The sequence below is a fragment of the Virgibacillus sp. JSM 102003 genome (genome assembly GCF_041949995.1).
In the GTDB taxonomy this organism is placed as follows: domain Bacteria; phylum Bacillota; class Bacilli; order Bacillales; family Amphibacillaceae; genus Lentibacillus.
In genome coordinates this window covers 431,606-452,387 of record NZ_JBHFQH010000001.1, presented here as the reverse complement: position 1 = coordinate 452,387, position 20,782 = coordinate 431,606, and the positions used below count along the sequence as shown (strand labels likewise).

Annotated in this window: 19 protein-coding genes; 16 read left to right on the top strand and 3 right to left on the bottom strand. The window is 37.2% G+C overall.

Annotated elements, in window-relative coordinates; all coding sequences use genetic code 11:
- Positions 1 to 359: 359 nt before the first annotated feature.
- The gene (locus ACE1TG_RS02285; RefSeq protein ID WP_375050726.1) at positions 360 to 674 is read right to left on the bottom strand and encodes a PepSY domain-containing protein; all 315 of its coding nucleotides are present in this window, start codon (positions 672 to 674) and stop codon (positions 360 to 362) included.
- A 193-nt stretch (positions 675 to 867) separates the two neighbouring features.
- Between ACE1TG_RS02285 and ACE1TG_RS02280 the strand changes: the two genes are divergently transcribed.
- The 3 genes from ACE1TG_RS02280 (at position 868) to ACE1TG_RS02270 (ending at position 4,436) form a co-directional block, all read left to right on the top strand.
- The gene (locus ACE1TG_RS02280; protein WP_375050725.1) at positions 868 to 1,935 is read left to right on the top strand and encodes a M42 family metallopeptidase; all 1,068 of its coding nucleotides are present in this window, start codon (positions 868 to 870) and stop codon (positions 1,933 to 1,935) included.
- A gap of 69 nt (positions 1,936 to 2,004) precedes the next feature.
- Positions 2,005 to 2,523 carry a DUF84 family protein gene (locus ACE1TG_RS02275; protein WP_375050724.1) on the top strand — a complete coding sequence of 173 codons (519 nt, stop codon included), beginning with the start codon at positions 2,005 to 2,007 and terminating at the stop codon, positions 2,521 to 2,523.
- Between the two features lie 212 nt (positions 2,524 to 2,735).
- Positions 2,736 to 4,436 (top strand): IS1182 family transposase, encoded by a 1,701-nt coding sequence (locus tag ACE1TG_RS02270; protein ID WP_375050723.1) that lies wholly within the window; start codon positions 2,736 to 2,738, stop codon positions 4,434 to 4,436.
- A 35-nt stretch (positions 4,437 to 4,471) separates the two neighbouring features.
- On the opposite strand, the gene ACE1TG_RS02265 is transcribed toward ACE1TG_RS02270, so the two are convergent.
- Positions 4,472 to 4,912 (bottom strand): YtoQ family protein, encoded by a 441-nt coding sequence (locus ACE1TG_RS02265; RefSeq protein WP_375050722.1) that lies wholly within the window; start codon positions 4,910 to 4,912, stop codon positions 4,472 to 4,474.
- A gap of 161 nt (positions 4,913 to 5,073) precedes the next feature.
- On the opposite strand from ACE1TG_RS02265, the gene ACE1TG_RS02260 reads away from it, so the two are divergent.
- The 9 genes from ACE1TG_RS02260 (at position 5,074) to ACE1TG_RS02220 (ending at position 14,165) form a co-directional block, all read left to right on the top strand.
- Positions 5,074 to 5,613, top strand: a complete 540-nt coding sequence (locus ACE1TG_RS02260) for a hypothetical protein (protein WP_375050721.1) — start codon at positions 5,074 to 5,076, stop codon at positions 5,611 to 5,613.
- A 181-nt stretch (positions 5,614 to 5,794) separates the two neighbouring features.
- Positions 5,795 to 6,112 (top strand): thioredoxin family protein, encoded by a 318-nt coding sequence (locus ACE1TG_RS02255; RefSeq protein WP_375050720.1) that lies wholly within the window; start codon positions 5,795 to 5,797, stop codon positions 6,110 to 6,112.
- A 19-nt stretch (positions 6,113 to 6,131) separates the two neighbouring features.
- Complete coding sequence (locus ACE1TG_RS02250; RefSeq protein WP_375050739.1) at positions 6,132 to 6,938, top strand: DUF1444 domain-containing protein; 807 nt, start codon at positions 6,132 to 6,134, stop codon at positions 6,936 to 6,938.
- A 15-nt stretch (positions 6,939 to 6,953) separates the two neighbouring features.
- Complete coding sequence (gene ytpR / locus ACE1TG_RS02245) at positions 6,954 to 7,556, top strand: YtpR family tRNA-binding protein (RefSeq protein WP_375050719.1); 603 nt, start codon at positions 6,954 to 6,956, stop codon at positions 7,554 to 7,556.
- A 199-nt stretch (positions 7,557 to 7,755) separates the two neighbouring features.
- On the top strand, positions 7,756 to 9,972 hold the full coding sequence (locus ACE1TG_RS02240) for a DNA translocase FtsK (protein ID WP_375050718.1): 2,217 nt from the start codon (positions 7,756 to 7,758) through the stop codon (positions 9,970 to 9,972).
- Positions 9,973 to 10,056: 84 nt separating this feature from the next.
- A complete protein-coding gene (locus tag ACE1TG_RS02235; RefSeq protein ID WP_375050717.1) occupies positions 10,057 to 11,178 on the top strand; it encodes a nicotinate phosphoribosyltransferase in 1,122 nt (373 codons plus the stop codon).
- 120 nt (positions 11,179 to 11,298) lie between these two features.
- Positions 11,299 to 12,615: a UDP-N-acetylmuramate--L-alanine ligase gene (gene murC, locus ACE1TG_RS02230; RefSeq protein ID WP_375050716.1), complete on the top strand. Its 1,317-nt coding sequence runs from the start codon at positions 11,299 to 11,301 to the stop codon at positions 12,613 to 12,615.
- A gap of 692 nt (positions 12,616 to 13,307) precedes the next feature.
- Complete coding sequence (locus tag ACE1TG_RS02225; protein ID WP_375050715.1) at positions 13,308 to 13,715, top strand: DUF948 domain-containing protein; 408 nt, start codon at positions 13,308 to 13,310, stop codon at positions 13,713 to 13,715.
- 24 nt (positions 13,716 to 13,739) lie between these two features.
- Positions 13,740 to 14,165 (top strand): YtxH domain-containing protein, encoded by a 426-nt coding sequence (locus ACE1TG_RS02220; protein ID WP_375050714.1) that lies wholly within the window; start codon positions 13,740 to 13,742, stop codon positions 14,163 to 14,165.
- A gap of 456 nt (positions 14,166 to 14,621) precedes the next feature.
- Here ACE1TG_RS02220 and ACE1TG_RS02215 read toward each other — a convergent pair whose 3' ends face one another.
- Positions 14,622 to 16,754 (bottom strand): cell division protein FtsA, encoded by a 2,133-nt coding sequence (locus ACE1TG_RS02215; protein ID WP_375050713.1) that lies wholly within the window; start codon positions 16,752 to 16,754, stop codon positions 14,622 to 14,624.
- 145 nt (positions 16,755 to 16,899) lie between these two features.
- On the opposite strand from ACE1TG_RS02215, the gene ACE1TG_RS02210 reads away from it, so the two are divergent.
- From ACE1TG_RS02210 to motS, 4 genes are all read left to right on the top strand, one after another.
- Positions 16,900 to 17,973, top strand: a complete 1,074-nt coding sequence (locus tag ACE1TG_RS02210) for a bifunctional 3-deoxy-7-phosphoheptulonate synthase/chorismate mutase (protein WP_375050712.1) — start codon at positions 16,900 to 16,902, stop codon at positions 17,971 to 17,973.
- 131 nt (positions 17,974 to 18,104) lie between these two features.
- A complete protein-coding gene (ccpA, locus tag ACE1TG_RS02205; protein ID WP_375050711.1) occupies positions 18,105 to 19,100 on the top strand; it encodes a catabolite control protein A in 996 nt (331 codons plus the stop codon).
- 66 nt (positions 19,101 to 19,166) lie between these two features.
- The gene (gene motP / locus ACE1TG_RS02200; protein ID WP_375050710.1) at positions 19,167 to 19,991 is read left to right on the top strand and encodes a flagellar motor protein MotP; all 825 of its coding nucleotides are present in this window, start codon (positions 19,167 to 19,169) and stop codon (positions 19,989 to 19,991) included.
- Entirely contained in the window at positions 19,981 to 20,760 is a 780-nt protein-coding gene (motS, locus tag ACE1TG_RS02195) for a flagellar motor protein MotS (protein ID WP_375050709.1), read from the top strand. The genes motP and motS overlap by 11 nt, the downstream gene beginning before the upstream one ends.
- Positions 20,761 to 20,782 lie beyond the last annotated feature (22 nt).

Here is a 20,782-nt window from a genome sequence, read left to right as displayed (position 1 = left end):
CTTATTATGACGTTGCATCTTAGTCATAGGGAACACCCCAACGTTTAATCAGAAAAGCTCTATCAGTGGAGGCAGAATACGTAGACTCCTATGGGAACAGCACGTTCCGAAGACCCCGGAAGAAGCGTTCTGTGCTTCTGAGGAGGCTGAGGTCGTGCCCATGGAAAGCGAAGTATTCTGCCGGAACGAATTTAAGCACTCAACTATCATTAGAATAATAAAATATCTTCACTATGTCGAGGTTTATATCAATTACGTATTAGATTTAGCCATTGAAAATGAACGTTCCAAACAACTTATCCTGTTATTATTCGTCTTTAAAGTAGAAATTCTAGTTATGTCCCAGCCTCTTTTATTTCTTATGCTGTTTGTACGGCACCAATTACAGCGCCTGTTTCTACATCTACATAAAATTCATATTGTTTATTTTCTCCATCGATGTTTCGGGTCACTCCGCCACGATAGGCATTATACAATAGTCCGTTTTTCTCGACTTCTTCTGGTTTCATATAAATCCATGAGCCACTTATAGGACCCTGTTTTTTAAATGTTTCCTTTGCTTGTTTCAAAGCTTTTTCCGGGGTTATTTTCTGGTATTGATCGATTTGTTGCTTTGCAAGATATCCTACTGCAACACCCAAACCTGCTGCAAGAGCTGCTTTTTTTACATTCATTTTATCTTCACCTCTTGAAATTAATTTCTTTATATTAGTAACTAGAGTCTAATTTAATAATAAGTATAACTTAAATAAATTAAAATAGAAACTAATAAACAAATGTAGTTGATTGGTGGAAAGAAGAAGTCATTTTCCGTTATACTTATTATATTACATTACATAAAAAATAAATACAGATGGAGGAATACAGATGAATCAGGAAACAACAGAATTATTCAGAACACTCACAGAATTACAGGGAGCATCTGGTAATGAACATTTAGTCCGTAAATTAATGAAAGAAGAACTTGGGAAATATTCTGACGAGGTAATCCAGGATAATCTTGGTGGCGTTTTTGGGGTGAAAAACGGTGATGGACCTCGCGTTATGGTAGCAGGCCACATGGACGAGGTTGGTTTTATGGTAACACAAATTACCAAAAATGGAATGATCCGCTTTCAAACACTTGGTGGATGGTGGAGCCAGGTGCTACTAGCTCAGCGTGTTCAGGTTATGACAGAGAATGGACCTGTGACTGGCGTAATTGGATCAACTCCTCCACATAATTTAACGCCAGAACAACGGAAAAAACCAATGGAAATCAGTAACATGCTTATCGATATTGGGGCTGATGATCAGGAAGATGCGGAAAGAATCGGTATTAAACCTGGACAGCCTATTGTACCAATTTGCCCGTTCACACCAATGGCTAATGATAAAAAAATTCTTGCTAAAGCGTGGGATAACCGTTATGGCTGTGGTCTTTCTGTTGAATTATTAAAAGAACTAAAAGATGAAAAGCTTCCAAATCAATTGTTCTCAGGTGCAACAGTTCAGGAAGAAGTAGGTCTGCGTGGTGCCCAGGTAGCAGCAAATATGATTAAGCCGGAAATTTTCTATGCACTTGATGCTTCACCAGCTAATGATATGTCAGGTGATGATAAAGAATTTGGACAACTAGGCAAAGGTGCTTTGCTACGTATATTTGATCGCACAATGATAACACATCGTGGTATGCGGGATTTCATTTTGGATACGGCAGAATCTAATAATATCCCTTACCAGTATTTTGTTTCACAGGGTGGAACTGATGCAGGTCGTGTTCATTTATCAAATGACGGTGTGCCATCCGCAGTTGTTGGAATTTGCTCCCGCTATATTCATACGTCCGCTTCGATGATTCATGTGGATGATTATCAGGCTGCAAAAGAATTAATTGTTAAACTTGTTAAAGATACTGATAAGAATACAGTAGAGACAATCCAAAAAGCTAATTAATTTTTAAACTATGGAGCTGCTATCACATGTGATAGCAGCTTCAATTTAATAGATCGTGAGGTGTTTTCAATGGATGTGATCATTGGATCAAAAAACCCTACAAAGATAAAGGCAGTTCAGGAAGTCTTTTTAACCGATATCGTTACTGGTTATGATGTACCTTCAAAAGTGAGTGCGCAGCCCCTCTCGGACTCTGAAACAAGGGATGGGGCGATCAACCGTGCAATGCAATGTCTGGAAACTACTTCAGGTGAAGTTGGAATTGGTCTAGAAGGCGGTGTTATGCAAGTAAATGACCACCTTTATTTATGTAATTGGGGAGCGTTAGTTACAAGAGAAAATGAGATCTTTACAGCAAGTGGTGCTCGGATTTTATTGCCCAGGGAATTTAATGATAAGCTTCAGGCTGGAGCTGAGCTAGGTGACATAATGGACGCATACGCCAAGCGAAAAGATGTCCGAAAAAATGAAGGTGCCATCGGTATATTTACCAATGAACATATCTCCCGAAAAGAAATGTTCGTCCATGTTGTTAAGCTTTTATACGGCCAGTGGGAATACGAAATGAAAAGCAGCAGCAGTAATTAGCTAGCTGGTATCAGTAGAAAATAAGTGTCTGCGGACAGCGTCATATCCCCATCCATTGAGCAGAGGCTGGGACAAAACCCAGTAAATTAAAAAATAAGCGTGGTCTTCACCAACAGGTGAAAAGCCACGCTTATTTTTGTGTTTTAATAAACAAAAAGGACACCTTCTGATAAAATTAAAGTAACCACACAATAATCATCGGAGGTGTCCTTATGTTTAAACATTATAACATGAATCAAGTGGTTTTGCCGTTAGATTTGGAAATAAAACTTCAAGAAAACGATATTGCTTACGCTGTGAATGACTTAGTGGAAAATATTCCAGATGTTGCATTCGCTAACTTTTTGCGTGACACTGGTTGTCCAGCTTATCATCCGCGCATGATGATGAAAGTTATTTTATGTGCTTACACACAATCTGTTTTCTCCGGCAGAAAGATCGAGGGATTACTGAACGATAGTATACGTATGATGTGGCTGGCTCAAGGATATGAGCCAAGTTATCGAACCATCAATCGTTTCCGTGTTCATCCGGAGGTGAAGGAATTATTGCGTCAGTGCTTCGTGCAATTTCGCTGCCAACTTGTACAGGAGGAACAGATTGACGAAGAAGCGATTTTTATTGATGGCACCAAGATTGAGGCGAATGCCAATAAATATACATTTGTTTGGCGTAAAGCGACTGAAAACTACAGTTCAAAACTAGTAGAGAAGTCCAACCAAATGTATGATGAATTGTTGGAAAAGGAGATTATACCAGAAATAGAACGGGAAAGTTCTGAAGAACTAACCGCTGAAGAACTCACAAAAGTTGTTGAAAAGTTGGATGAGAAGGTTCAAGCATACGATAAGCAAATTGAAGCAAGTGAGTATGGCAGCGAACGGAAACAACTTCGCTCCGAACGCAAAGCACCGAAGCAATACCGCAAACAGTTCAGGGATTTTGTCGCGCGCAAACAGAAATATCAACAGGATATGGAAATTTTTGGAGAACGCAACAGTTACTCAAAGACAGATCATGATGCCACATTTATGCGCATGAAAGATGATCATATGAGGAATGGCCAGCTGAAAGCGGGTTATAATGTGCAGCTTGCCACAGAAGGTCAATATGCGCTCGCTTATGATTTATTTCCAAACCCGACAGATACACGTACATTTATCCCATTTCTGGATCAAATCGAGGAACGTTACTTTAAGCTGCCTAAGTATATCGTCGCTGACGCAGGCTATGGCAGTGAACAAAATTATGAAGATGTCATCGAGAATCGGAAACGCACACCGCTGATTACGTATAACCAATACCGCAAAGAAAAGAAAAAGAAGTTTAAGAATAACCCATTTCATGCAGTCAATTGGGAATATAACGAGGAAAATGATTATTTTATCTGCCCAAACGGCCAAAAATTAACGTTCCGTTACATATCCAATCGAACAGACCGATATGGTTATACAAGAACATTTAAAGTTTATGAGTGTGAAGACTGTTCTGGTTGTCCACTACGTTCCCAGTGCACCAAAGCTAAGGAAGGGAATAACCGGAAAATTTATTATAATGAGAAATGGGAAAACCAAAAAGCATATACAAGACAACAGCTTTCGGAGAAAGAAACTGGTGAAATTTACGGGAAACGTAAAATTGATGTGGAACCAGTCTTCGGCTTTCTGAAGGCTAATTTGTGTTTCACGCGTTTCTCCGTGAGGGGAAAAGAGAAAGTGAAAAATGAAATAGGATTTGCATTCATGGCAATGAATTTGAGGAAGTACAACGCCATGAATACAAATCCAACTATACCTAATCATAATAACTTAAACCAAAATGGTTCCAAACATCAAAAATTGATGATTGGAACCATTTTTAAGTTAATCTTGGCTGGTTATGTCCCAGCCACGTCAAATTGCACTGCAATTTGACGCTCCATTTGGTTTCAACTTAGAAACTACAATTATTACTCATAAATATATTGCAATACGTCTAAAGCTTGATCGACGGTCTCGACTGTTACATTTGCCTTGTTGGAAAGCTCTTTCAATGGATGTACTAGTGATTCTGGCCTGATAATTATTGTTGGTTTATCCATTGATATTGCTGCACTGGCATCCATCGCTGTATTCCACTGTTTATACTTTTCACCAAACAATGCAATAACAACATCAGATTTTTGCAATAAAACCTGAGTTCGAAAATTATTAATACTTGATGCTGCATCATCTTTATAAATAGTCGCTGGTTGTTTACCAATTATTTTTTCCCCCACATTGTCTGAACGCTCGTGATTTGTTTGTGGTCCAACAAATGTAAGTGGAAGATTATTTTCCTTAGCTTTTGATTTTACCGTTTCTCGCCAATCATCGTGAATCTGACCTGCCAAGTATACAGTTAGATCCATAAATACCCCTCCAAATCTGTTTATTATCTCAATTCTATATTATCTGTTTTTTTTGACAACGCAAATAAAGTGACTTACTGGAAAATAATTACCTTGAAATTTATTAAATTCGTAGTATTATAAAAAGAGGTAAAAAGTACTAGATCCAGGGGGAAAAAACATTGCGAAATTCAATATGGAATATTACGATAATTTCATTGCTCTTCCTTGTTGCACTAACTGGTTGCAGTATGCAAACAGAGGAGGAGGCAATTAAGGATGCAAAGGAATCTGCCAAAAAAATATTCAATTCGGACGAAAAAATTGAAACAAACCATAAACTGGACTCTTTTTCAATGTATTTGCCAAACAGTTTGGATGTAGAAGAAACAGATAAAAGTAATGTTATTTTAAAAGATGGTGACCAAACATATATTGTTTTTTATAATAATCTGGAGGATCCGTTAAGTAAGCTAAGCTATAAATCCGCAGCATCAAAAAGTAGTGAAGCGTTGCTTTTAGAGACATTTGAAGATCAGAATAAGTTCGGTTATATTCGAATACTTCCTCATAGTGAAGACGAATATGAATTACAAGTAGGTGTCGGTGGTGCAAAAATTACCACTTATACTTCCAGAGGAAATTTAGATAATGATTCAGAAGAACTTATGAAAATTGCCGAATCCATTGCAGTTCAGCAGACAAGCACTGTTCAAAAATAAAATCTGTAAAATATAAAAGAGTCAGCCAATTGAAATATTTCATTGACTGACTCTTTTCTTTGCGGAAGTTAATAATAATAATAACTTATCTTTGTTACCATAACTTCTGGGTAAGATTTTCAGTCAAGTTAATTGAATCACAGTAGAAACAAAGATATGATAGCAATGGAGGCTGATAACTTTGAAAACGTTAGAAACAGTTAATGAATTTAATGATCTGATAAATAAAGATAATATTATTGCTCTATTTTCTGCTGACTGGTGTCCGGACTGCAGAGTAATTGAACCGGTCCTACCGGAAATTGAACAGGATTTTCCGGAGTATACATTTGTTTTGGTTGACCGGGACCAGTTTATTGAGATATGCCAGCAATATGATGTGTTTGGAATTCCGAGCTTTATTGCGTTTAAAGGTGGTAAAGAAGCTGGCAGGTTTGTTAGTAAAGACCGTAAAACGAAGGAAGAAATTATTGAGTTTATCGAAGGGGTACACGGTTAAAAAGGAGAGTTTCACTACGATGAAAATGACTAGTCTTAAAATGAAGAAAATACTTGATGAAAGGTTTTCCAATCCCGAATTCAATACATCCTATAAGAGGGACGAAGATTCCTATCGTGTTGAGTGGAAGGAATCCAGGCGAGGAATGACAATTACACTGCCAAATGTTGTATCGAAATATAACAAGCGGGGCGAAACAGCTATAGACGAACTTGAAGATCATGTACTGGAAGCATTACGCATTATGAACGAAGAACACACTTTGACTGGGATGGAAAAAAATATTTATCCTGTCATTCGTGCAACATCATTCGCAACAGAAACTAACGCTGGCACTACATTGGTATCTAAGGAACACACTGCAGAGACTCGTGTTTATTATGCACTGGATTTAGGTAAATCCTATCGGTTAATTGATGAACCAATGCTCGAAAAAGAGCAATGGACTTACGATAGAATTGATGAAATTGCAACATTTAACATTAGATCACTGTCCAACGATTTTAAGAAAGATACGGTAGCTGATAATGATTTTTATTTCGTTGCAACACAGGATGGTTATGATGCAAGTAGAATTCTTAATGAAGCGTTTCTGGAAGAAATGCTTGCAAATAGTAAAGGGCAACTTGCTGTAGCTGTACCACACCAAGATGTATTGATTTTTGCTGACATACAAAATAAAACAGGTTATGATATATTAGCACAAATGACAATGAAGTTTTTTGCAGAGGGTAGTATTCCAATAACGTCATTGCCATTTATATATGACGATAAAACATTGGAACCAGTGTTTATTATGGCGAAAAATCGACCAGAACAGAAATAGAAAGGAATGAGTCAGATGGATGTATTTTATAATCCAAAGGGTGTTGGAGATGTCTTAATCGTTCCATTAGAAGATGGGAACCGCTATGAGGTTAAACACGATACTATTGGTGATATCACACGAATCACTGATAAAAACGGAGAAGTTATTGGTTATAATATCTTCCAGGCATCAAAGCATTTAGCATTAGAGAGTACTGGAAAAATCACAATGACGGAAGAACTATTAAATCAATTAAAAAAATTGTTTAATAAAAATAATCTGGCGGATTCACTTGAGTTTGATTTGAGCCCTAAATTTGTTGTAGGCTATGTTAAAGATAAATCCCCACATGAGAATGCTGATAAATTAAGTGTTTGTCAGGTTGATGTAGGGGATGAAATGCTGCAAATCGTATGTGGTGCACCAAATATTGATACAGACCAAAAAGTTGTTGTAGCAAAAGTCGGAGCAACTATGCCGAGCGGGTTAAAGATAAAACCGACAGAATTACGAGGGGTTCCATCGAATGGTATGATATGCTCACAGAAAGAATTAGGCTTGCCCGATGCACCAAAAGAGAAAGGAATTTATGTTCTCGAAGATACCTATGAAACAGGCGAACCGTTTATATTCTAAAAAAGGAGCAACCTAAGTCGATTGACAAGGGTTGTTTTTTTCGGCAGTTAAGAAAGTATAACTACTTTCTTACTGCATAAGTACAAATATTTTCAGCCATGAAAGCTTGGCGATAAGCCAAATTTTAATGCTACAATTTTACACAAAAACTGATAGAATAAATTATAGTGTTAATTTTTACGGAAATGAGTGAATTTATATGTGGGATCGTTGGAAAAAGAAAATAACTAATTTTCTCTTTGTAGAAACAGAGGAAGAAACTAATCAGTCACCAAAAAACCGAGATTACCGTAAACAGGATGTTCAAGCAAAAGTGATGTACCAATATCCTGATAAGAATTCATTTCGGTTTCCTGTTATCCCTGATCAACCCAAGGAAAAAAGAGTAGTAGAGACACCGGCATTTGAAAGAAAAAGAAATAGAAATAGAAATAAAACTTCATCTAAATCTGAACAGCAAAATTCCGAACAGCAAAGTCCTATACTTGAAAGGAAAAAGAAGGTGAATAAGCCTGAGTCAGGTGCGCCGTTTGAACCTAGTCAGGTTCCTTCACCGATATACGGATTCCAGCATCGAAAAAAGGATAAGGAGATAGAGGATGTCCCTGCATACAAACGAAAGCAATCAGATGTGCCAGAATTTAGTGTGGAACAAGATAACGAACCATTAATTAAAGATACTAGTGTGGAACAAGATGACGAACCATTAATTAAGAATACATATGCAAGTGATACAAATTCGTTTGAAAACACAAAACATGAAGAACCTACAACAGATCCGAAACCTGTCCATCAGGACTCCGGTCAGCCAAAAGAGGATATAACTCAACAAAACCAACAGGAACGTTCTGATAAACAAATCAAACGAAAACATTCAAGGAATAAAAAAGAGACTAATAATAAACCGAGCCCACCACCTTTTAATGTTATGATGTCAGCAAATGATAAACAGAGACAGTTGAATAAGCGGAACTTTAATAAAGACTCCAGCAAAGACACTGCAGCTAAATTACATGACAATACAGTGCCATACCATTTATTAAACGATCCAGTTCATAAGAGTGAGAAGGATCAGTTATGGATGAACAGTCAACAGGAACTTTTAGAAAAAACGCTGAAGCATTTTAATGTGAGGGCGAAAGTTGTTAAAGCAACACAAGGTCCATCGGTGACTAGGTTTGAAGTGCAGCCGGAACTGGGCGTTAAAGTAAGTAAAGTTAAAAATTTGAGTGATGATATTAAATTGAATATGGCTGCAAGAGACATCCGGATTGAAGCACCAATACCAGGCAAGAATACAATTGGAATTGAAATCCCTAATCCAAAGCCACAAATAGTCGGTTTACAGGAGATTTTTGAGACAGATAACTTTCAAAAAGGCGAATCACCATTAACAATTGGATTGGGATTAAGTATAGAAGGGAGCCCCCTGATCACCAATATCCAAAAAATGCCCCATGGATTAATTGCCGGGGCAACTGGGTCAGGAAAGAGTGTATGTATTAATACGATTTTAATCAGTCTCCTTTATAAAGCAAATTACCAAGATGTAAAGTTTCTGCTGATAGATCCTAAAATGGTTGAATTGGCACCGTATAATGGGATACCACATCTTATTTCACCTGTTATTACGGATGTTAAAGCTGCTACAGTTGCTCTGAAATGGGCTGTGAATGAGATGGAGGATCGATACGACAGATTTGTTCAGGAAGGCGTTCGCGATGTAGAGCGCTTCAATCAGAAAATGGTTAGGCAGAATCGTCCGGAAGAGAAAATGCCGTTTATTGTTATTGTAATTGACGAGTTGGCAGATTTAATGATGGTATCACCTCAGGATGTAGAGGATGCGATATGTCGTATTGCTCAAAAGGCACGCGCATGTGGAATTCACTTGCTTCTTGCAACACAAAGACCTTCTGTTGATGTTATCACTGGGTTAATTAAGGCAAATATACCTACAAGAATAGCATTTAGTGTATCCTCTCAGGTAGATTCCAGAACAATAATGGATACGAGTGGTGCAGAGAAGCTTTTAGGAAAAGGTGATATGCTGTTTGTCGAAAATGGTGCTGGTAAAAGCCTTCGACTGCAAGGTGCCTTTGTTTCAGACGAGGAAATCGAACGTGTTACAGACCATGTACGTCAGATAGCTGAACCAAGTTATGAATTTGAGCAGGAACAGTTATTGGAGCAGCTTGTAACGGATGATCACGAAGACGAACTGCTTCATGATGCAATTGAGTTTGTTGTGAAGCAGAATAGTGCGAGTACATCCTTACTGCAGCGTCATTTTAAAATTGGATATAATCGGGCAGCACGGCTAATGGACTCCATGGAAAGCAGCGGAGTAATCGGTGGTCAAAATGGTAGCAAACCGCGTGAGATTCTAGTATCTGGCGTACAAACGGAAAATTAAGCACTTGTTTAGTTACAGTTGTTTTTATATGATAGGAGAGTATGCAGTCACGAAACTTTATTATGAATACGAGGGGAAGCCGTTATGAAGGAAATTTCACAGAAACTGAATGGGGATATTAAACGCTTAACAAACAAAACATTTAAGTTTGATGAACGAATAAAAGAGGGTTGGTTTTCAGCGGTTTACTTTCTGAAGACAAAAGAAATGGCAGAAAAGAAACTACCATATAATCGTGTCACTATGCAATTTTTTCAGAAAAGCAGTAATGCTGTTTTATGTGGCACTGATGAAGCTATTGCTTTAGTTCACACGTTTGCAGATGAACCAGAGACACTGGAGATTCATTCATTAAAAGATGGAGATAAGATTAGTCCGTATGAAACTGTTCTGACCATCACCGGTGCATATCAACAGTTTGGTTTTCTAGAGGGTATTATTGATGGTATTTTAGCTAGAAGAACATCGGTAGCTACAAATGTATATAATGTCGTAAAAGCAGGCCGTACTTCTGGAAATCAAAAACCGATTATCTTTATGGGAGATCGTGATGATCACTTTACCCAGCAGGCTGGTGACGGCTATGCAGCGTTTATTGGAGGCTCTACAGCACAAGCAACACATGCTATGAATGAATGGTGGGGTAAAGAGGGGATGGGAACTATGCCTCATGCCATGATTCAAATGTTCCGCGGTGATGTAGTTGCAGCTTCACGTGCATATATCGAAATGTTTCCAGAAGATGATCTTGTGGCTCTAGTTGATTATAACAATGATGTGATTACCGACTCGCTAAAAGTTGCTAAAGCTTTTGGTGACGACTTAAAAGGTGTTCGTCTTGATACATCAAGAACACTTGTCGATAAATATTTTTTACGGAATCACCACTTAATGGGTACTTTTGATCCGCGAGGCGTGAATCCTGAATTAATTTTTGCACTTCGAAAAGCACTTAATGAAGAGGGCTTTTCACATGTAAACATTATGGCTAGCGGCGGCTTTACTGAAAAAAGAATTAGTCATTTCGAAACCCTTGGCGTTCCAATAGATATGTATGGGGTTGGTGGAAGCCTGTTAAAAATTAATATTGGTTTTACAGGTGATAATGTGTTGTTAAACGGTACTCAGGAAGCAAAAGAGGGGAGACGTTACCGACCGAATTCCCGACTTGAATCAGTGGAATATCATATGCAAAACAAAGAATAAGTAATAATTTATTTCACTCTTCTTAAACATTTGCTATAATGATTAAATAGCTGTTAAGATTCCTGCGAGATAAAAATTTTAGATAGCTGTTTGTACACATATATCTGGAGGTTCTTTTTTATGACAACTTACCATTTTATTGGTATTAAGGGGACCGGAATGAGTGCACTTGCACACATCCTTCATGATTCTGGTGAAAAAGTGCAAGGATCTGATGTAGATAAGCGCTTTTTTACGCAAGAAGCATTAGAGAATAAAAACATTCCAATCTACCCTTTCTCAGAAAGTAACATCAAAGAAGGCAACACCATAATAGCGGGCAATGCTTTTTCGGATGATCATGTAGAGATCAAAGAAGCAAAAAGATTAGGACTTACTTTTTATAGATACCATGAGTTTTTAGGAGAATGGTTAAAACAATATACAAGTATCGCTGTAACTGGTGCTCACGGAAAAACGTCTACTACTGGTCTGTTAGCTCATGTACTTGATGAGACATATCCTATTTCATATCTGATAGGTGATGGGACAGGGAAAGGCCATGTAGACAGTGAATATTTTGTATTTGAGGCGTGTGAATATCGCCGTCATTTTTTACGTTACGAGCCTGATTATGCGATTATGACAAATATTGACTTCGATCATCCTGATTATTTTACGAGTGTTGACGATGTTTTTGATGCATTTCAATCGATGGCTGATCAAGTAAAAAAAGGAATTATTGCTTGTGGTGATGATGAACAACTGCAGCAAATTCAAGCGAAAGTTCCAGTAATGTATTATGGCTTTTCCAGTACGAACGATTTTCAGGCACAGAATGTAAAAGAAACAGAGAACGGCACTGAATTTGATGTGTTTGTACGTAATACGTATTATGAAACATTTGAGATCCCAATGTTTGGTGACCATAATATCTTAAATGCTTTATCTGTAATTGCTATTTGCCATTACGAAGATATGAAAGCGAAGGATATTAAGTCTATTAGCACTTTTCAGGGTGTTAAACGCAGGTTTACCGAGAAAAAAGTTGGAGATCAGGTTTTGATTGATGATTACGCACATCATCCAAAAGAGATTACAGCAACAATTGATTCTGCTCGAAAAAAGTACCCGAATAAATCTATTGTAGCGGTATTCCAGCCGCACACTTTTACTCGAACTAAAACATTTTTACAAGAATTTGCTGATAGTTTAAGACTGGCTGACAACGTTTATTTATGTGATATTTTTGGATCGGCTAGAGAAGATAGTGGGAAATTGACCATACACGATTTGCAGGAACTGGTGGATGGCAGTACTGTTTTAGATATATCACATACGGATGTTTTAATGAACAACTCTAACAGTGTACTGATTTTCATGGGTGCTGGAGATATTCAGAAATTCCAGGAATCCTATGAAGAACAATTGGCAAATGTTAAATTAAGAAAAGCCTAGATGAGCCATAAATTTTTAGGCTCTTTTTTTTGGGTGATTTTCAAATGACTATCACTTTGCATTGAGGACCGATACTTGAATGTTATGACACAGCAGCTGCGAAAATACGCTTGGCTTTCTGGGGGCTTTGACTGATCCTCCTTGTCTTTGCTTTCATGGCCACTGGTTATTCAGGGGGAATTAATAGTATGCTTAAATTGACAGGACTTTAAAATAATGTAGATGATGTATTGCCATTCGAAATGAGGATCTGCTATATACACGAAGTGAATCCTCATTCCGTTAAAAAATGGATTTTTCAACAACAGGGCTTTTCTCTCCCAGAACTGACCTCATCACGGACCTTAGAAAGAGTCGAATGTTATGCTTTTTGTAAAGCTAGAATGCTTAAAGGGTTAAGTAAATAAAAAAGAAAATATTGCTTTTGGCAGTGATAAGTCTAATTTTTTTCAAAAAATAAAGGATTACATGTCATATTTGTCGAAATACTAACTAGAAACCTTTATAGTGAATAGTAAGGTGATATTGTGTTGAGTCATTGATAATCTAAGTACATTAGAATATGTTTAACTGAAGTTATTTAGGGTATATTCTAAGAAGAAACTTCTTATTTTGTGTTGCTTTTATACTAATGTATACTCTCCAAATCACTATTATTGAAGTCTATATAATTGAAGGAGTTGACCACCCATATGGAGAATTTATTGTACATTGCTGCAGTTATAGTCGCAGTAGCTTTTGCAGTGCTTGTAATCTATCTCGCAATGACCTTGAAGGCGACACAGCGAACGTTAAATAATGTTACTGATACATTAGGAAGTCTAGAAGAACAAATGCAAGGAATTACTACCGAAACAACCGAACTGTTAAATAAAACGAATAAGCTTGCTGAAGATGTTAACCAGAAATCATCAAAATTGAATAGTTTATTTGACGGAGTTAAAGGTGTTGGAGAGACAGTTAGGGATTTTAATGGCTCGTTACGTAAGTTGTCCAATAGTATATCGGATACAGCCTCACAAAATCAGGAGAAGGCTTCACAGGCAATAAAATGGGGAAACACAGTAATTGATTTTTGGAAAAAGAAAAAAAATAAATAAAGACAATTTAGAGGAGGAAATATCATGGGAGATAACAATAATAATAACAACAACAATAACATCAACAGTAAAGACTTTATGATTGGAACATTTATCGGTGGAATAGTAGGAGCTTCAGTAGCCTTACTTTTAGCACCAAAGTCAGGTAAAGAGTTAAGAGGAAATATTAATGAAGGTGCAACGGAACTAAAAGGCCGTGCCTATGAATGGAAAGATGTTGCTTCGGAAAAAGGATCAGAATGGAAAGATAAAGCATATGTAAAAGGTTCTGACTTACGAACAAAGGCGTCGGATTCCAAATCCAAGTTAACACAGAAAACGCAAGAACTAACAAAGAATGTTCAAGATAAATGGAAAGCAAAAACAAGTAGTGAAGAGGAAGCGGAAGAAGCAGCTGAAGAAGTTGCAGAAGCGATAGAAGAAGCAACTGAAGAAGTAGAGTCCAAATAAAAATAATCCACAAAAAGCTAGTGTATTCCACTAGCTTTTTTAGTTAAGAAACCAGCATGGCTGCCGAATGCTTATTGGAATGAATTTGTAATTGAATAAAAAATGAGTTCACATATAGCAAATTTGAGGTATTGCGGACATCAGGGACCTTATTTAGCGCAAATCCCTTCTATTTAACCATGATATATATACTGTGTCCGGATAACTTCGAAAAGGTCACTTTATAAATAGCGTCTCCTGTGTACGTTATTAAGCCTTTTATAGAAGTTAAAGGATCCCCATTGCTTCCTCATTACCTATCATGAAAATATTTTTTAATCCAGCTAGTGAAGTATTTTCTTATCAAAGTATAGATACTTTGTTACGACATAATTAATAATAGTACATTCACTATGACGGCCAAGTTTTCTAAAGCATAAGGGACTCTAAGAAAACCTCTTAGAGTCGCTTTAGTGTCTAGGTTTCCCAAACTATTTGAAGCTTGTCACCATGCTTAATAGATTCATAGAATGTTGTTGGCTGATTGTTATTATATAGCTGAAAATGACCAGTAGCATTAGCCATATCTATATCGACGTATCGAAATACATCCTGGAAAATAAACTCTTGCTGTGTTCGATCTTTTATTTCCAAGTGGTCATTAATCAATAATTCTGTATCTAAATCGAGTTCGATTTGATTACGTGAAACAGTTATTTGTTGCTGTTTAATTAAAACAGGTTTCTCATTAAATGTTACATTGATTGTGTTCCAATATTCTCTATTCAGTTGTATTAATAAATCATGGACTACAGGATGTTTAGCTGTTGTAATAGTAAGTTGATCATTTTGTTTTAAAGGTTGTGTGCGACTTACTTTTTTATCATTTAAGTAAATATGTGATTCACCTTTGTCAATTATCACTTTTCTGTTGTTTACAGAAACTGAAAATGGCTGAGTATATTGAAGTTTGTCCGTACTTTCGGATGCTAAAAAGTCTTGTATCGTGTTCGGCTGTTGCATAACTATTTTATCATTATCCTGGATAATATAGTTTTTTGGTTTTACTTGACCATTTACATAAAAAGTGTTTTCCAGTTTGCAGCTTCTATTATTGAAATTAATAAAGAAAGATACGCCTTCTCCGATAAGCTGTTCAATTGTAATTTGTGGTTCTTTTCCATCATCTCCTTTTGAAATTATAATCTCATTACCATTATGAATAACATCATCAACTTGTGCTTCATTTCCGTTTAAAATGATGACAGGGGGCTTCCCATATCCACCGGGCAAGGTTATTTCCTGACCATTAACAGTAACAATTGAAGCTATTCCGGGCTTTCCATATAGCTTTTTAAGGTCCAACCCAGCTTGTACAAGGCAGTCTCCAATGGTTAATTGCTTCATTTCAAACATTCTGATTGTATGTTCATTTACTGTCACAGTAATATAATGGACTGGGTTTTGTTTTGCAGCGATGGCAATTCCAATAGGTGTTACAAAGTCTGGACCTGGTGGTAAATTTTCTGTTTTTACAAGATTTTGTATTGCATCAATCCCCCTTGTTGCTACACGGTTTTCAGGGAGTTGCAGCTTATTTGCTAGAGCAGTAGTTATGTTAGGTGTTAAGCTTCCGCCTCCAACAAGCATTACAGCCTTAGGTGATTTTGAATTTAATTCAAGTATTTCTGCTGTTACGGAATCAGCAAGTTTCTCAAGACTCTGTTTTATGTCTTTAACCATTGTTTCGTATGTAATAGCAGTTTCAAAACCTAATATATCCTGAACAGTATCTTGTCCATTTTTTACAATGTTCTTTTTCGTTTGTTCGGCCATCGGAAAATCCAATAGGTATTGATCACTGATTGCTTCAGTTATTTCGTCTCCAGCCACCGGTACCATCCCATACGCCACAACTGTTCCCTTGTCCGTAATGGCGATATCACTTGTACCTGCGCCAATATCAATTAAAGCAACATTAAGTCTGCGCATGGATTCAGGTATTAACACATGAATGGCTGCTATTGGTTCTAATGTTAATGCTTCCATTTCCAATTCAGCTCGTCCAAGGGCTGCCAATAGAGATTCAACCACTACTTTTGGCAAAAATGTAGCAATTACTTCAGCAGTTGCCTGGTCTCCGCTTTGGTCAATAAGTGAACCAATCTGTTCGTTATCAAGCTTGTACTCCAATACAGAGTAACCCACACAATAATAGTTCGTATATTCATTGTTATTATCTATTGCAGCAAGCTTCAGTTGTGCAGCCTGAACAGCACTTAATTCCAGGTGTTTAATTGTATCATTATCTGTGATAGGGTGCTGGTCTAATTTTAGCGCTGCTTCTGCCTGACATGTTTTAAGCGCACGGCCAGCAGCTGCGACAGACACTTGATGTAACTTCCCATGATCTGACTCCAGCTTTTCCTTAACATCCCGAATAACCTCAGACACAGCAATTACATTATGTATTTGTCCATCACGCATGGACCTTTCATCGTGTTCTTTCATATAATAATCGATTAATGCAAATTTATCATCCTGTATTTCTAGTAGAATACCAGTGACCGATCGTGTTCCAATATCAAGCGCAAAAATCCTTCCACCCATATTAATTATTCCTTCCCGTTTGTATTACTGGAAAAGTTAGAAATTATTGATGACAATGAACTAACTTTTCGTTATAATTATCTCTAATTATTAAAATGTACCATATTTTTAAAGTATAATAAACTGTGTTCAGGAGGGGTTAAATATGAGCCATAACGAAATGGATGAATTACGTCGTCAATTAGATGATGTAAACACGGAATTACTGGATTTAATTACAAGCCGTGCAAAAATTGTACAACAGATAGGTAAAATTAAGCATAAGCAAAGTATTAAACGATTTGATCCGGTAAGAGAACGAAAAATGCTTGATGAGCTAACTGGTAAAAATAATGGCCCATTTGAAGATTCTACGATTGAACACATTTTTAAAGAAATTTTTAAAGCAAGCCTTGAACTCCAGGAAGATGATCATAGAAAAGCTTTACTTGTATCCAGGAAAAAGAAACCTGAAGATACAATCATCGATATTAAAGGTGAAAAAGTCGGCGATGGGAATACGCATTATGTTGTAGGTCCGTGTTCTGTTGAAAGTTACGAACAAGTAGCTGAAGTAGCGAAGTCTGTGAAAAGTAAAGGACTTAAACTATTACGAGGTGGAGCATTTAAGCCTAGAACATCACCATATGATTTCCAGGGTCTTGGGTTGGAAGGCCTTCAAATTTTGAAAAAAGTTGCAGATGAGTATGATTTAGCGGTCGTTAGTGAAATTGTAAATCCGGCACATATGGAAGAAGCAATGGATTATATTGATGTTATTCAAATTGGTGCACGTAACATGCAAAACTTTGAATTATTAAAAGCTGCAGGCGATGTGAATAAACCTGTTTTATTAAAACGGGGGTTATCAGCAACCATTTCTGAATTTATTAATGCGGCTGAATATATTATTTCAAGAGGTAACGGTAATATCATATTATGCGAACGTGGAATCCGGACATATGAAAAGGCAACTAGAAATACATTGGATATTTCCGCAGTTCCGATTTTAAAGCAGGAAACACACTTACCGGTTATGGTTGATGTAACGCATTCTACAGGTCGCAGGGATTTACTGCTCCCGACGGCAAAAGCAGCTATGGCAATAGGTGCTGATGGGATTATGGCAGAGGTACACCCGGATCCAGCGGTAGCACTGTCTGATGCAGCCCAACAAATGGATATTCCGATGTTCGACAACTTTATGAAAGAACTCGAATCATTTTCAACTCGTAAATAGATTCTTTTAAGGCTGGTCTTATGAAGATCAGCCTTAAGTTTCGCTGGTTTTTTTTTGTAATTTTTTTCATGGTGGGGTATCATATATGGAAAAGAGATCGTAATGGGATTTTTATTAGGAGGCATTAGAGCATGAATATAACAATATATGATGTAGCAAGAGAAGCAAATGTATCAATGGCAACCGTTTCACGAGTGGTAAATGGGAATCCAAATGTTAAGCCAGTAACACGTAAGAAGGTTTTGGCAACTATTGAACAGTTGGGTTATCGTCCAAATGCTGTAGCACGTGGACTTGCAAGTAAGAAGACAACAACAGTAGGTACGATTATTCCTGACATTTCAAGTATCTTTTTTGCTGAATTGGCGAGAGGGATAGAGGATATTGCAACAATGTACAAGTATAATATGATTTTGAGTAACTCGGACCAAAACAAGGATAAAGAACTTCAGCTAATAAATACGATGCTGGAAAAACAAGTAGACGGTATTTTATTTATGGGCGGTAATATAACGGACGAGCACGTAAAGCAGTTTGAAAGCTCTTCAATCCCAGTAGTATTAGCCGCAACTTATGATGAATCAAACAGAATTCCATCCGTAAATATTGACTATGAAGCGGCAGCATTTGAAGCAACGTCCTTTTTGATTGATAAAGGGAATGAGAAAATTGCATTTATTTCAGGGCAGGATGATACGCTTATAAATCAGCAAAAATACAATGGCTATCTGCGGGCGTTTAAGGAAAAATCGAATCCCATTGATGATGAGTATATCTTAAGAGGAGATTACTCTTATGATTCAGGTCTGGAGGCCGTCGAGCAATTGCTTTCGTTAAATAAAAAGCCTACAGCGGTATTTGTCGCGTCAGATGAAATGGCCCTAGGGGTTATCCATGGAGCACAGGACAGAGGGTATAAAGTTCCGGAAGATCTTGAAGTATTTGGCTTTGATAATACCAGACTTGCAACAATGGTACGTCCAACACTTTCAACAATTGTCCAGCCTATGTATGACATTGGTGCTGTTGCAATGCGTTTGTTGACAAAATATATGAATAAAGAAGAAGTAGAGGAGAAGAAAGTTGTTTTACCGCATCGAATTGTGGAAAGAACTTCAACAAAATAAATATAATGCCGATATAAACAACAGGTTATAGGAAGTTTTGCGAACAAGTTTTTAGGGAGCGAGATTATGAGGAAAAGAGATATACTAACTCCGATCGGTATTACATTGGGATTTATTATGATAATGCTGGCCATTCTTTCAAAAGGTGGCACGCAGGGGATGGGGTCCTTTCTTGACATTGCCTCCATCTTTATCGTAATTGGTGGACTATTTGCGTCACTATTTATTAATTTTAAATTAGATCAAATTAAGCTTACTTCTAAAGTTATGAAGGAAGTATTTCACCAAAGCGATCAACGACTTCCTGAATTAATCGGGTTATTTATACGTTTGTCTGAGCGTGCACGCAGAGAAGGTATATTAGCTCTTGAAAACGAGCTAGAAGAAGTAGATGATGAATTTATTAAGAAAGGTATCCTTCTTGCAGTTGACGGGATTGAGCCAGAGGTTATAAATGATATTCTGAATGCAGAAATAACTGCAATGGAAGATAGGCATTATAAAGGTCGAGCGATTATTGAAAAAGCCGGGGAATATGCACCAGCCTGGGGGATGATCGGAACATTAGTAGGGCTTGTTCTAATGCTAAATAGTTTAACAGACCCGACAACTTTGGGACCGAATATGGCTGTAGCACTGTTGACAACACTTTATGGAACTGTTCTAGCTAACCTTGTATTCATTCCGATGGCAAATAAACTGGAAACAAAAACGGAAGAAGAAATGTTTATTAAACAGGTAATCATCGAAGGTGTTATAGGTGTTCAATCAGGGCAGAACCCACGTATTTTGGAGGAGAAATTAGGTGCATTCCTTCCAAAAGAAACGAAGAAAAAAGATGAAGTTGATGAGGAAACTGCTTACGCAGGAGAGAGCGTAAATGAAGCGTAGGAGCACAAGGAGAAAGAGTAATTCCGGGGCACCTAAATGGATGGTTACATATTCGGACATGGTAACGCTTATTTTGGTCTTTTTTATACTGTTATTTTCCATGTCACAAATAGATCTAGTGAAATTTGAGGCTATTTCTGAATCGTTTAAGAATCGGATGATATTTGAATTCTACCCATCTCCAGTACCGATGGAGAATCCAACAGAAAACACGAGCAATCAGGAGAGCGGTAAGAATTCGAATGAATTTGAAAATCCAACCCAGATAGAAAATATTAATGACCGAGATGACACACCTGAAGAAGCTGAAGATTCCTTGGATAAATTGATGGGGGATGTTGGGCAATATTTGGACAATAACAGTTTAAATAATGTTGTTTCAGCAAGCAGAACTGAACGTGGGGTTGTATTGGTTTTGCAGGAAAGTATATTATTTGATTCTGGAAAGGCAGTAATTGTTGATTCGGGAAAACCTTTCTTAGATAAAATTGCGAAGCTTCTCTCCAATATACCTAATCATGTAAAAGTGGAAGGGCACACCGATAATCGACCCATCTCTAATTTTCGATATCCGTCAAATTGGGAATTATCCGGTGCACGCGCTAGTAGTGTAATACGCTACCTGATTAATGAAAAAAATTTCGATAACTCACGCTTTACTGCTGTTGGTTATGGGGCCACAAGACCTATAGTGCCAAACACTTCAGCAATAAACTGGAGTAAAAACAGACGAGTAGAAATGGTTATTATGGAAAATAATACAGAATAAATGAAAGGGAGATGATTGTAAT